This window comes from Herbidospora galbida, assembly GCF_005233835.1.
Classification (GTDB): Bacteria; Actinomycetota; Actinomycetes; order Streptosporangiales; family Streptosporangiaceae; genus Herbidospora; species Herbidospora galbida.
Window position 1 is genome coordinate 200818 of the sequence record NZ_SZQA01000002.1, and the last position, 12390, is coordinate 213207.

The window sequence follows — 12390 nt, forward strand, 5'->3', positions numbered from 1 at the left end:
GCTCTACTGTTGTGGAAAATTCGTACAAAAGTGGAGGAACGCCGTGCACGTTCCAGATGGCTTCTTCACCGCTCCGGTCGCCATCGGCGCCGGTGTCGTGGCGGTGGCCGGAGTCGCCGTGGCCCTCAGGCGGGCCAAGACCGAACTCGACGACCGCACCGCCCCGATGGCGGGCCTGGTCGCGGCGTTCATCTTCGCGGTCCAGATGCTCAACTTCCCCATCGCGGCGGGCACGTCCGGACACCTCCTCGGAGGCGCGCTCGCGGCGATACTCGTCGGGCCGTACACGGCCGTCCTCTGTGTGTCGGTCGTGCTCCTCGTGCAGGGCTTCTTCTTCGCCGACGGCGGGCTGACCGCGCTCGGGATCAACATCGTGCTGATGGCGATCATCCCCTCGGCGGTCGGCTGGGGGATCTTCCAGCTGGTCACGCGGGTGGCCAAGAACCGGGCCGCGGTCGTCGCCGGGTCGTTCGTGGCGGCGCTGATCTCGGTGCCGATCGCCGCGCTGACCTTCGCGGTGCTCTTCACGATCGGCGGAACGGCGCCGATCGAGACCGGCGCCGTGTTCGCCGCCATGGGCGGCGTCCACGTGCTGGTGGGCATCGGTGAGGGGCTGATCACCGCGGTCACCGTCAGCAGCGTGCTGGCGGTCCGTCCCGATCTCGTGTACGGCGCCCGCTTCCTCACCAAGCCCCTCGTCCTGAAGACCGCCACGGGCGAGCGGATCGTCGAGCCGGCCCGGCCCGAGAGCGCGCCCAAGCCGGTCCGGCCCTTCCTCGTCGGCGGCGGCGTCGTGGCCCTGTTCCTCGCGGGCGTCGTCAGCTTCTTCGCCTCCTCCTCACCCGACGGCCTGGAGCGGGTCGCCGAGGACGAGGGCTTCATCGGCGCGGCCACCGACCACTCGTTCGGCGGGTTCGCCCTGGCCGACTACGGCGACGTCGGCGGCATCCCCGTCGGGGTGGCCGGGATCATCGGCGTCGTGATCACCCTGCTGGTCGGCGGGGCCATCCTCTGGTCGGTCCGGCAGAAGACCGCGGCGTGAAAGGGCTCTACCGGCCGGGCGACTCCCCGATCCACCGGCTCGCGCCGCAGTGCAAACTGCTCGCCGTCGTGCTCTTCGCCGTGGTGGTGGTCGCGACGCCGCGAGAACGGTTCCTGGCCTTCCTCCTGTACGCCCTGAGCCTCGCGGTCGTCGTCCTCCTCGCCAGGATCCCGCCGGGATACGTGCTGAAGCGCCTGGCGGTCGAGCTTCCCTTCGTGCTGTTCGCCGTGGCCATCCCGTTCATCGGCATGGGGGAGCGGGTCGACGTCCTGGGCGTGCCGCTCAGCGTCGCCGGGCTCTGGGCGAGCTGGAACATCCTGGCCAAGGCCACCCTGGGCGTGGCGGCCTCGATCGTGCTGGCCGCCACCACCGAGCCGCGCGCCCTGCTGCTGGGCGCGCAGCGGCTGCGGGTGCCCCAGTTGCTGATCCAGATCGCCACGTTCATGCTGCGCTACCTGGAGGTCATCCTCGACGAGATGCGCCGCATGCGGGTCGCCCGCGAGTCCCGGGGCTTCGCCGCCCGGGACTTCCGGCAGGCCCCCGTGCTGGCCAAGTCGGCGGGGGCGATGTTCATCCGGTCGTACGAACGCGGCGAGCGGGTGCATCTGGCCATGCTGAGCAGGGGATACACCGGCGTCATGCCCACGCTGGCCGACGGCCGGGCGCCGAAGGCGCAGTGGGCCATGGCCGCCGTGCTGCCCGTGGTGGCCTCGGCCGTACTGTTCGTGTCATGACCCTCGACGTCCGCGACCTGGCCTATGCCTACCCCGACGGCACGCAGGCCCTCTTCGGGGTCACCCTCTCGATCGCCAAGGGCGAGCGGGTGGCCCTGCTGGGGCCCAACGGCGCCGGCAAGACCACGCTGGTCATGCACCTGAACGGGATCCTGACCGCCGGGCACGGCGAGGTCAGCGTGGCCGGTCTGCCGGTCCGGAAGGACACCCTCAAGGAGATCAGGCGGCGGGTCGGCCTGGTCTTCCAGGACCCCGACGACCAGCTCTTCATGCCCACCGTGCGCGAGGACGTCGCCTTCGGCCCGGCCAACATGGGCCTGCGCGGCGCCGACCTCGAGCACGCGGTCGTCACGGCCCTGGAGAAGGTCGGCATGGCCGACGTGATCGACCGGCCGCCCCACCACCTCTCGTTCGGCCAGCGCCGCCGGGTCGCGGTGGCGACCGTGCTGGCCATGGACCCCGAGATCCTGGTCTTGGACGAACCCTCGTCGAACCTCGACCCGGCCAGCCGCCGCGAGCTCGCCGAGATCCTGCGCGGGCTCGACGTCACCGTTCTGATGGTCACCCACGACCTGCCGTACGCCCTGGAGCTCTGCGACCGCTCGGTGATCCTCTCGGGCGGGGTGATCGCCGCCGACGGGCCGACCCACGAGATCCTGGCCGACGGCGACCTGCTCGCCGAGCACCGCCTGGAGCTGCCCTACGGCTTCGCCGTGCCTACTCCTCCGGCACGTGGATGACGACCAGCCGGTCGGTGGCCATCAACGTGGGGACCTTCGCGTAGGGGATGACCCTGCCGTCGCGGACGACCGCCACGACCATGCCCTCGGCCTGGTCGCAGCTGCCGCCGACCTCGCCCGGCTTGACCGGGCGCTCGTAGAGGTCGAGGCCGGTGCCGTACATGAGGAAGTCGTCGATGATCGTGCTGACGGCGGGGCTCTGGGTGGCCACGCCGAGCATGCGTCCGGCCGCCTCCGACGAGGTGATCACGACGTCGGCGCCGCTGCTGCGCACGAGCGGGTCGTTCTCCGACTCCCTGACCGCCGCGACGATCGTGGCCTTCGGGTTGAGGCTGCGGGCGGTCAGCACGACCAGGGCGGTCGTGTCGTCGCGCTGGGTCGAGATGATCACCTCGCTGGCGGTCTCGATCCGGGCCCTTCTGAGCACGCTGCTGCGGGTGCCGTCGCCGACGACGCCGGCGAAGCCGTCCTCGTTGGCCTCGTGGACGACGCCGCCGTTGGGATCGATCACCACGATCGAGTCGCGGCTGCGGTCGTTGTCGAGGAGGGTGCGCACGGCGGCCCGGCCCTTGGTGCCGTAGCCGACCACGACGGTGTGCCCGGTCAACTTGGACCTCCAGCGGTTGGTGAGGAAATCTTCCCTGGTCCGCCGGGTGAGCACTTCGAGCGTGGTCCCCACCAGGATGACGAGGAAGACGATCCGGAGCGGGGTCACCAGCACGATGTTGATCAACCGCGCCAGATCGGAGGTCGGGGTGATGTCGCCGTAGCCGGTCGTCGAGACGGTGACCGTGGCGTAGTAGAGCGCGTCGAGCAGGGACACCTTGCCGTCGTAGCTGTCCTTGTATCCGTCGAGGTCGGACGCGACCAGCAGAAACACGGCGCCGAGGGCGGCGAGGGCGTACCAGAGCCGGCGCAGAACGGCCCTGAGCGGGCTGACCTGTTCCTGGGGGAGCCGAATCCCGGCATCTGTCACAAGGCGATCTTACGGTTCAAGCACCTCACTCACGGTGATGCACCAGTAAAGTGGGCCTCGCGGAGGAGGTTCGACAATGAAACTGCGGCTTGCCCGGAGATCACTCTCCGGTGCCGTGGTGGTGGCCGTCGAGGGCGAACTCGACCTGTTCACCGCCCCCTTCCTGCGCGACGAGGTGCGCGACGCGATCAAACAGGACGGCGCCGTGCTGGTGCTCGACCTCACGTCGCTGTCGTTCATGGACTCCAGCGGCCTGAGCGTGCTCATCGAGGCGTGGCGGCTGGCCACCAGCGAGGGCGGGGGGGTGACCCTCGCCGCGCCGCAGGCGCCGGTGGCGCGAATTCTCCGGACGACCGGGCTCGACCGGCGGATCAAGGTCTATCCCGATGTCGACACCGCGATTTTGGGCCACCCCGAGTAGAACTTCATTCGGTTCTTTGGTTATGGTCCGCGTATGGACCTGAGGAACTGTGTAGCGATCATCTCCGGCGGGGCGAGCGGGCTCGGTGAGGGCACCGCCCGCGAGCTGGCCGGAATCGGCGCGACCGTCGTCATCGCCGACCTCAACGAAGAGCGCGGCAAGGCCCTGGCCGACGAGCTGGGCGGGCTCTTCGTCCGCACCGACGTCGCCGACGAGGCCTCCGTGCAGGCTGCCGTCGACGCCGCGGTCGCCCTGGGCAGGCCGCTGCGGGCCGTGGTCAACAGCGCCGGCATCGGCTGGGCCGCCCGCACGGTCAACCGTGACGGCTCGCCGCACGACCTGGCGTCGTACCGGAAGGTGATCGACGTCAACCTCATCGGCACCTTCAACCTCATGCGCATCGGCGCGGCGGCGATGGCCAAGACCGAGCCCGCCGACGCCGACAACGCGCGCGGCGTGGTGATCAACACCGCGTCGGTGGCCGGCATCGAGGGGCAGACCGGGCAGGTGGCCTACTCGGCGTCCAAGGGCGGCATCATCGGCATGACCCTCCCGGCGGCCCGCGACCTGGCCGCCATCGGGGTGCGGGTGCTGACGATCTGCCCCGGCATCATCGACACCCCGATCTACGGCTCCGGGCCCGAGTCCGAGGCGTTCAAGGCCCACCTGGCCGCGCCGGTGCCGTTCCCGAAGCGCATGGGCACCGCCGCCGAGTTCGCCCACCTGGTCCGCTCGCTGATCGAGAACGACTACATGAACGGCGAGGTCATCCGCTTCGACGGCGGCATTCGCTTCCAGCCCAAATAGGAGACTTGCCATGTCTGACGAGGTTCTGGTCGAGGTCGACGGCAACGTCGCCGTCCTGACGATCAACCGGCCGAAGGCGAAGAACGCGGTCAACGGCGCGGTCGCCCAGGGCATCGCGGCGGCCGTCGACGAGCTCGACGCCCGCCCCGACGTGTCGGTCCTGGTCCTGGCGGGCGCGGGCGGCACCTTCTGCGCCGGCATGGACCTGAAGGGTTTCCTGACCGGCGACATGCCGTTCGTGCCCGACCGCGGGTTCGGCGGCCTGGCCGAATCGCCGCCGAAGAAGCCGCTGATCGCGGCCGTCGAGGGCTACGCCCTGGCGGGCGGGTTCGAGCTGGCCCTGTCGTGCGACCTGATCGTGGCCGCCGAGTCGGCCAAGTTCGGGCTGCCCGAGCCCAAGCGCGGCCTGATCGCCGGCGCGGGCGGCGTGATGCGGCTGCCGCGCCGCATCCCCTACCACGTGGCCATGGAGATCGCCCTGACCGGCGACTTCTACCCGGCGCAGCGCCTCTACGAGCTGGGCCTGGTCAACCGGGTCGTGGCCGAGGGCGAGGCGGTCGCGGCGGCCAAGGAGCTGGCCGGGAAGATCGCGCAGAACGCGCCGCTGTCGCTCGCGGGCACCAAGAAGATCGTCGTCGAGTCGGTCGACTGGCCCCTCGACGAGATGTTCGCCCGCCAGTCCGAGATCATGAACCCGATCTTCGGCTCCAAGGACGCCATGGAGGGCGCCGCCGCCTTCGCCGAGAAGAGAGCGCCCGTGTGGCGCGGTGAATGATCGTCCCCGTGGGGGGAACTCCGCGTTCATGACGAGAACTGCGTACCGTTATGGCATGAGCGACGGCATTCCCCCCACCTCCCGGCAGAAGGTGCACGGCCTTCTCGCCGGGGCGATCGGCAGTGGTCTGCTGGTCGTGTTCCTCGTGTGCGTGATGTGGGTCCTGGAGGTCGTCGACTATCTCGGCGACGGCTATCTCGACCGCTACGGCATCGTGGCCCACGAACCCGACGGCCTGCCCGGCATCTTCTTCGCGCCGTTCCTGCACGCCGGGTTCCCGCACCTGATGGCCAACTCGCTGCCCCTGCTGATCCTGGGCTTCCTGGCCGCGGTCCGGGGTCTCGGGAAGTTCCTGGCGGCCAGCCTCATCGTCATCGTGGTCAGCGGCGTCGGAGTCTGGGTGACCAGCCCGCCCGACACGGTCACGCTGGGCGCCAGCGGCCTGGTGTTCGGCTACTTCGGCTATGTCGTGGCGCGCGGCCTGTTCGACCGCCGGCTGCTCGACATCGTGCTCGGAGTGATCGTCGCCGCGCTCTACTGGTCGATCCTGTGGGGCGCGCTGCCGGGCGAGACGGGCATCTCGTGGCAGGGCCACCTGTTCGGGTTGATCGGCGGCGTGTTGGCGGCGTGGGTGCTGCGCCGCAGGAAGCCGCCCGTTACACGAGTCTCGACCGCGAGCATCGAATGAGCACGATCGGATCACTGTTCGCATGGCGCGACCTGCGAAGAGCCTGACAGAATCGATTTCGTGAACTTGGGGCCCCTGGAGCGCGCGATCATGGACGTTCTGTGGGACGCCAAGGAATCGCTGCTCATCCGCGAAGTGCAGGCACTGCTGAACCAGCGGGCCGAGAAGCCGTGGGCGTACACGACCATCCAGACGGTCGCCGAACGGCTGGTACGAAAACGGCTGCTGTTCCGGACCGCCGAACGCAAGGCGTTCCGCTACGGCGCCACGAAGTCGCGTGAGGAACACCTGACCGAGCTGATGCTGACGGCCCTCGCGGAGAGCCCTGACCGCTCTCCGGTGCTGTCCAGGTTCGCGCAGAGTGTCGACCTCGACGACGCCCTGCGGCTGCTCGACGAACTGGCGCGGCGGGCCGGGCGGGCTCCGGCGGAGCAGCCGCCCGGCTGGGTCCCGCCGCCTTCCGTCGACTAGGCCCGGTGTCGGCCGACCTGATCCGGCCTTGAGCTCGCGGCGGCCCTCGGGGTCGGTGCGGAGCGCGGGACGGACGTTCTGATGATCGTCCTGGCCACGGCTCAGGCGTGGAGCATCACGCCGCCCAAGATCCGCGATCTCGGCGGTCCGCCCGACGAGGGCAGAAGGCGGCGCCACCGCGCGGCGGCGCTGGACGAATGAGGCCGCGAGGGCGCCGGGCACCCTCGCGGCCTTCGCGGAACTAGAGGCGCTCGACCACGTAGTCGACGCAGACCGTCAGGGCCTCGATGTCGGCCGGGTCGATCGCCGGGAACATCGCGATGCGCAGCTGGTTGCGGCCCAGCTTGCGGTAGGGCTCGGTGTCGACGATGCCGTTGGCGCGCAGCGTCGCCGCGACCTTGGCGGCGTCGACCGAGTCGTCGAAGTCGATCGTGCCGACGACGCTGGAGCGCTGCGCCGGGTCGGCCACGAACGGGCTCGTGTAGGACGTCTTCTCGGCCCACTGGTAGAGCCGGTTGGCCGAGTCGGCGGTGCGGGCGGTCGTCCAGGCGAGACCGCCGTTGCCGTTCATCCAGTCGAGCTGGTCGGCCAGCAGGAACAGCGTCGCCACCGCGGGGGTGTTGTACGTCTGGTCCTTGGACGAGTTGTCGATCGCCACCGGAAGGCTGAAGAACTCCGGCACGAACCGGTCGGTCGCCGCGATCTCCTCGACCCGGGCGAGCGCGGCCGGGGAGAACAGGCCGATCCACAGGCCGCCGTCGGAGGCGAAGCTCTTCTGCGGCGCGAAGTAGTAGACGTCGGTCTGCGACACGTCGACCGGCAGGCCGCCCGCGCCCGAGGTCGCGTCGACCAGCACGAGCTGGCCGTCCGAGCCCACCCGCTCGATCGGCATCGCGACGCCGGTCGAGGTCTCGTTGTGGGTGAGCGCGTAGACGTCGACGCCCTCTTCGGCGACCGGCAGCGGGTGGGTGCCCGGGTCGGACTTGATCACCGACGGGTCGGCCAGCCACGGGGCCTTCTTGACGACGGCGCCGAACTTCGAGGAGAACTCACCGAAGTGCAGGTGCTGCGACTTCTCGCGGATCAGGCCGAAGGACGCGATGTCCCAGAACGCGGTGGTGCCGCCGTTGCCCAGGACGACCTGGTAGCCCTCCGGCAGCGAGAACAGCTCGGACAGGCCCGCACGGACCCTGCCGACGAGGTTCTTGACCGGCTTCTGCCGGTGGGAGGTGCCCATGAGGCTCGCTCCGGAGGCCGCCAGGGCGGCCAGCTGCTCGGTGCGGACCTTGGAGGGCCCGCAGCCGAAGCGGCCGTCGGCGGGCTTGATGTCATTGGGGATCACGATGTCAGCCACGTGTCCCACATTAGTGAGGTCACGAAACGGTGTACGCGCCGGTCCAGCCTTTGAGATGGAAAATGAGACGCGAAACACCCTGTCCCATCGGGGACGCGGGCCCCGGGCAAAGAAACGAAAAGGCCCGCGTCCCGGACGGGACGCGAGCCTCACGACAAGAAGGGTCAGACCGGCGTGATCTCCGAGGCGCCCGGCACCTCGTTGATCGAGCGCGAGGCCGGCCCGGTGTAGGTGGCGCTGGGGCGGACCAGCCTGCCCGTGCGCTTCTGCTCCAGGATGTGCGCCGCCCACCCGGCGGTGCGGGCGCAGGTGAACATCGAGGTGAACATCGACGCGGGCACCTCGGCGAAGTCGAGGATCACCGCGGCCCAGTATTCGACGTTGGTGGCGAGCACCCGGTCGGGCTTGCGGGCGTGCAGCTCCTCGAGCGCGGCCGTCTCAAGTGCGGCCGCGACCTCGTAGCGGGGCGCGCCCAGCTCCTTGGCGGTACGGCGGAGCACCCGCGCGCGCGGGTCTTCCGCCCGGTAGACACGGTGGCCGAAGCCCATCAGGCGCTGACCCGAGTCGAGCTCGTTCTGCACCCACTTGCGTGCGTCACCGAGCTTCTCCACGCCTTCGATCATGTGCAGCACGCGGGCCGGGGCGCCGCCGTGCAGCGGACCCGACATGGCGCCGACGGCGCCCGAGAGCGACGCGGCCACGTCGGCGCCCGTGGAGGCGATGACGCGGGCGGTGAACGTCGAGGCGTTCATGCCGTGCTCGGCGGCCGAGGTCCAGTAGGCGTCGATGGCCTTGACGTGCTTGGGGTCGGGCTCACCGCGCCAGCGGATCATGAACCGTTCGACGATGCTCTCGGCCTGGTCGACCTGCGCCTGCGGCACCATCGGCTTGCCGAGGCCACGGGCCGACTGGGCCACGAACGACAGTGCGGTCACCGACGCGCGCGCGAGGTCGTCGCGGGCCTGCGTGTCGGAGATGTCGAGCAGCGGGCGGAAGCCGAGAGCCGGGGCCAGCATGGCCAGCGCGCTCTGGACGTCGACCCGGATGTCGCCGCTGTGGACTGGAACGGGGTACGGCTCAGCCGGGGGCAGCCCCGGCAAAAACTCGTTGTCGACCAGCAGGCCCCACACGTTCCCAAAGGGGACGCGGCCCACGAGTTCTTCGATGTCGACGCCCCGATACCGCAGGGCGCCCCCTTCTTTGTCCGGTTCCGCGATCTCCGTCTCGAAAGCTACGACGCCTTCGAGCCCGGGTTTGAAGTCGGACATTCCCGGCCGCCTCCCTCTCTTGTGAAGTCCAAAGCCTTGATGTCGAGATACCGGCGGGTCAATTTAACCCCCAGGGTTGTGGCGGGTCGCCTCCGGTCCCTCCCAAACGCCGTCGTCCCTGGTTAGGGCCTGTGCGCCAGACGTCTGTCAAGCGCGCAAGAATACCGTTTCGTGGACAGCGCATCGCACCTCGCCGGGCTCCGGCGCAACTACCAGGGCGAACCTCTGCTCGACGTGGCCGACGATCCGATGACGCAGTTCGCCGTCTGGTTCGACGACGCGGTGAGCGCCGAAGTTCCGGAACCCAATGCCATGGTGCTCGCGACGGCGTCGGCCGGGGGAAGACCCTCGGCGCGGACAGTTCTGTTGAAAGGCGCCGACGAGCAAGGTTTCACGTTCTTCACCAACTACGAGTCCCGCAAGGGCCGCGACTTGGCCGAGAACCCCCGTGCCGCCCTGGTCTTCCCGTGGCATGTCATCAGCCGCCAGGTACGCGTGGAGGGCCGCGTCCGGCGCCTGTCCCGCGAGGACACCGCGGCCTATTTCCAATCGCGCCCGTACGGCTCCCGCATCGGCGCCTGGGCCTCCCGGCAGTCGGCGGTGGTCCGCAATAGAGAGGACCTGGAAAACCGCTACAACGAACTCGCGGAGAGATGGCCGGAAGATCCACCGGTGCCCGACTTCTGGGGCGGCTACGTGGTCGTGCCGAGCGAGATCGAGTTCTGGCAGGGCCGCGGCGACCGCATGCACGACCGGCTGCGCTACCGGAGGACGGGCCAGGACTGGACGGTCGAACGCCTGGCGCCTTGAGGCGGGCCGTCCACAGGCTGTGGACGGCGCGGCCGGTGGGCTCGACGTTGTCCACAGGCCTGGGTGGGCGGTGGCGAAGTCGTCGGTCCGGGGCGGGAGAATCGGCCCGCCCTCGTGGGTGGGCCCGTCACCAGGACGAACCCGGAAATATGTGATATTTCCCCCATGAGTAGGGTGTCCCCCCGTGAGCAAGGTGAGGGCGGCACTCGAACGGCATTTCGCGGACACCCGGCCGGTGGCCATCCCCGAGTACCGCAGGCTCCTGGCCGGCCAGGCCGTCGGGTTCATCGGGTTCCAGCTCACCGGAGTCGCCGTCGCGGCCGAGATCTACTCGATCACCAAGTCGTCGTTCTGGGTCGGCATGATGGGGCCGGTCGCCCTCGTCCCGCTCGTCGTCTTCGGCCTGTGGGGCGGCGCGGTCGCCGACGCCATGGACCGGCGCAAGCTGCTGCTGATCAGCTCCCTGTTCACCTGGGGCGCCACGATCGCGCTGCTCGTCAACGCGCTCACCGCCAAGAGTGTGTGGGTGATCATGGCGGCGGTGTTCGTGCAGTCGAGCGGCTTCGCGGTCAGCTCACCCACCCGGCAGGCGATCGTCCCGAGGCTGGTGCCGACCGACCTGGTGCCGGCCGCGAACACCCTGAGCTTCCTGTTCTCCAGCCTCGGCTCGGTGCTCGGGCCGCTGCTCGGCGGCGTGATCCTGGCCACCACCGACTTCTCGGCCGCCTACGCCATCGACGCCGTCCTCTTCACCGCCACCCTGTACGCCTCCTACCGGCTCCCCAAGCTGGAGCCCCTCGGCGAGGTGACCGCCCCCGGCCCCCGGGCCGTGGCCGACGGCCTGCGCTACATCATGACCAGCCCGATCGTGCTGATGAGCTTCGCCGTCGACATCGTGGCGATGGCCTTCGCCCTGCCGAGGGCGCTGTTCCCCCAGATGGCCGCCGAACGCTTCGACGGCTCGGAGTTCGCCTTCGGCGCGCTGTCGGCCTCGATCGCCCTCGGCTCGGTCGTCGGCGGCGTCTTCTCCGGCTGGGTGGGGCGCGTACGCCGCCAGGGGGTGGCCCTCACCGTCGTGATCGCCCTGTGGGGCCTCAGCGTGGCTCTGGCGGGCCTGGCCGAGCCCCTGTGGCTGTGCGTCGCCCTGCTGGCCGTGGGCGGGTTCGCCGACCTGGTCTCGGCGGTCTGGCGGCAGACCATCCTGCAGACGTACGCGCCGGACGAGATGCGCGGACGCCTCCAGGGCGTCTTCTTCGTCGTGGTGGCCGGCGGGCCGCGCCTGGGCGACCTGAGGGCGGGGGCCACGGCCTCGGCGTTCGGGCTGGTCCCGGCCTGGGTCGGGGGCGGCCTGCTGTGCGCGGTGAGCGTCTTCGCGGTCGGGCTGTCGGTGAAATCGTTCCGTAACTACCGGGTGGGTTCCTAGCTGGGCCGCGGGCCGCCCACGTGCGGGTCCGGACACCGGAAGCTTTTCGGGCCTCTCGCTGTTGCCCAAGGTGCTTTCCCGGACCAGTAAGGTCGGCGGGAACGCGCTTGCGGGTCGTAGCATCGAACAGGACCGGGAGGATGACCGTTGACCGCACACGGCCTGATCGACACGACGGAGATGTATCTCCGCACGATCTTCGAGCTCGAAGAGGAAGGGATCGTCCCGCTGCGCGCCCGGATCGCCGAGAGGCTGCAGCAGAGCGGTCCCACCGTGAGCCAGACCGTCGCCCGCATGGAGCGCGACGGGCTCGTCAAGGTGGAGGGCGACCGCCACCTGACCCTGAGTGAGGCGGGCCGCAAGCAGGCGATCCGCGTCATGCGCAAGCACCGCCTCGCCGAGTGCCTGCTGACCCAGGTGATCGGCATGCCCTGGGAAGATGTCCACGTCGAGGCGTGCCGCTGGGAACACGTCATGTCGGAACAGGTCGAGGTGCGGCTGGTGGCCCTCCTCGGCAACCCGACCGTCTGCCCTCATGGGAACCCCATCCCGGGGCTCGAAGAGCTGGGCGCGTCCGGTTTGACGGAAATTGAGCAGGTCTCGCCTATGGCCGACGTCGCGGGGCCAAGAGATATACCCGTTGTCGTGCGCCGAATTAGCGAACAAGTGCAAAGCGATCCCGCTCTGATGCTTAAACTCAAGCAAGTTGGGATACAACCCGGACGCGAGGTGACGCTCGCGGCGAGCGACGACGGTGTGCGGGTGACTGGTGACGAACAGGCTGACAACAACCTCGCGGAGCTCCCGCGCGACGTCGCAGCACACGTTTTCGTCTCCAAGCGCTGATCCCCACGGGTCCAGCTCTGTTCTCCTAGGAGTGG

Annotated in this window: 14 protein-coding genes; 11 read left to right on the forward strand and 3 right to left on the reverse strand. The window is 69.7% G+C overall.

All coding sequences use genetic code 11. The features are described 5' to 3' along the window. The first annotated feature begins 43 nt into the window (after window positions 1-43). From FDA94_RS03900 to FDA94_RS03910, 3 genes are read left to right on the forward strand one after another with little or no spacing between them, the layout of a single operon-like run. Window positions 44-1042: an energy-coupling factor ABC transporter permease gene (locus FDA94_RS03900; protein WP_137245642.1), complete on the forward strand. Its 999-nt coding sequence runs from the start codon at window positions 44-46 to the stop codon at window positions 1040-1042. Then, window positions 1039-1776: a cobalt ECF transporter T component CbiQ gene (gene cbiQ / locus FDA94_RS03905; protein WP_170990770.1), complete on the forward strand. Its 738-nt coding sequence runs from the start codon at window positions 1039-1041 to the stop codon at window positions 1774-1776. The genes FDA94_RS03900 and cbiQ overlap by 4 nt, the downstream gene beginning before the upstream one ends. After that, window positions 1773-2516, forward strand: coding sequence for an energy-coupling factor ABC transporter ATP-binding protein (locus FDA94_RS03910; RefSeq protein WP_137245644.1), 744 nt, complete (start codon window positions 1773-1775; stop codon window positions 2514-2516). Before cbiQ ends, FDA94_RS03910 begins: the two co-directional genes overlap by 4 nt. On the opposite strand, the gene FDA94_RS03915 is transcribed toward FDA94_RS03910, so the two are convergent. Next, the gene (locus FDA94_RS03915) at window positions 2494-3492 is read right to left on the reverse strand and encodes a potassium channel family protein (RefSeq protein ID WP_137245645.1); all 999 of its coding nucleotides are present in this window, start codon (window positions 3490-3492) and stop codon (window positions 2494-2496) included. The two genes, FDA94_RS03910 and FDA94_RS03915, sit on opposite strands and share 23 nt — an antisense overlap. A gap of 76 nt (window positions 3493-3568) precedes the next feature. Here FDA94_RS03915 and FDA94_RS03920 point away from each other — a divergent pair, with 76 nt between their 5' ends. Genes FDA94_RS03920 through FDA94_RS03940 form a run of 5 tightly spaced genes read left to right on the forward strand, consistent with a single transcriptional unit; the run spans window position 3569 to window position 6654 of the window. Next, the gene (locus FDA94_RS03920) at window positions 3569-3913 is read left to right on the forward strand and encodes an STAS domain-containing protein (RefSeq protein WP_030451563.1); all 345 of its coding nucleotides are present in this window, start codon (window positions 3569-3571) and stop codon (window positions 3911-3913) included. 33 nt (window positions 3914-3946) lie between these two features. Continuing rightward, on the forward strand, window positions 3947-4720 hold the full coding sequence (locus FDA94_RS03925; RefSeq protein ID WP_137245646.1) for an SDR family NAD(P)-dependent oxidoreductase: 774 nt from the start codon (window positions 3947-3949) through the stop codon (window positions 4718-4720). 10 nt (window positions 4721-4730) lie between these two features. Then, complete coding sequence (locus tag FDA94_RS03930; RefSeq protein ID WP_137245647.1) at window positions 4731-5495, forward strand: crotonase/enoyl-CoA hydratase family protein; 765 nt, start codon at window positions 4731-4733, stop codon at window positions 5493-5495. A gap of 55 nt (window positions 5496-5550) precedes the next feature. After that, the gene (locus tag FDA94_RS03935) at window positions 5551-6183 is read left to right on the forward strand and encodes a rhomboid family protein (RefSeq protein ID WP_137245648.1); all 633 of its coding nucleotides are present in this window, start codon (window positions 5551-5553) and stop codon (window positions 6181-6183) included. 60 nt (window positions 6184-6243) lie between these two features. Then, window positions 6244-6654 carry a BlaI/MecI/CopY family transcriptional regulator gene (locus FDA94_RS03940; RefSeq protein WP_212735174.1) on the forward strand — a complete coding sequence of 137 codons (411 nt, stop codon included), beginning with the start codon at window positions 6244-6246 and terminating at the stop codon, window positions 6652-6654. 241 nt (window positions 6655-6895) lie between these two features. On the opposite strand, the gene serC is transcribed toward FDA94_RS03940, so the two are convergent. Continuing rightward, window positions 6896-8008, reverse strand: coding sequence for a phosphoserine transaminase (gene serC / locus FDA94_RS03945; protein ID WP_137245650.1), 1113 nt, complete (start codon window positions 8006-8008; stop codon window positions 6896-6898). A 164-nt stretch (window positions 8009-8172) separates the two neighbouring features. Then, the gene (locus FDA94_RS03950; protein ID WP_030451555.1) at window positions 8173-9276 is read right to left on the reverse strand and encodes a citrate synthase 2; all 1104 of its coding nucleotides are present in this window, start codon (window positions 9274-9276) and stop codon (window positions 8173-8175) included. A gap of 171 nt (window positions 9277-9447) precedes the next feature. On the opposite strand from FDA94_RS03950, the gene pdxH reads away from it, so the two are divergent. From pdxH to FDA94_RS03965, 3 genes are all read left to right on the forward strand, one after another. Continuing rightward, entirely contained in the window at window positions 9448-10086 is a 639-nt protein-coding gene (gene pdxH, locus FDA94_RS03955; RefSeq protein ID WP_137245651.1) for a pyridoxamine 5'-phosphate oxidase, read from the forward strand. 184 nt (window positions 10087-10270) lie between these two features. Next, the gene (locus FDA94_RS03960) at window positions 10271-11509 is read left to right on the forward strand and encodes an MFS transporter (RefSeq protein ID WP_170990771.1); all 1239 of its coding nucleotides are present in this window, start codon (window positions 10271-10273) and stop codon (window positions 11507-11509) included. A 147-nt stretch (window positions 11510-11656) separates the two neighbouring features. Next, window positions 11657-12355 carry an iron-dependent transcriptional repressor DtxR gene (locus FDA94_RS03965; RefSeq protein WP_137245652.1) on the forward strand — a complete coding sequence of 233 codons (699 nt, stop codon included), beginning with the start codon at window positions 11657-11659 and terminating at the stop codon, window positions 12353-12355. The last annotated feature ends 35 nt before the right edge of the window (window positions 12356-12390 follow it).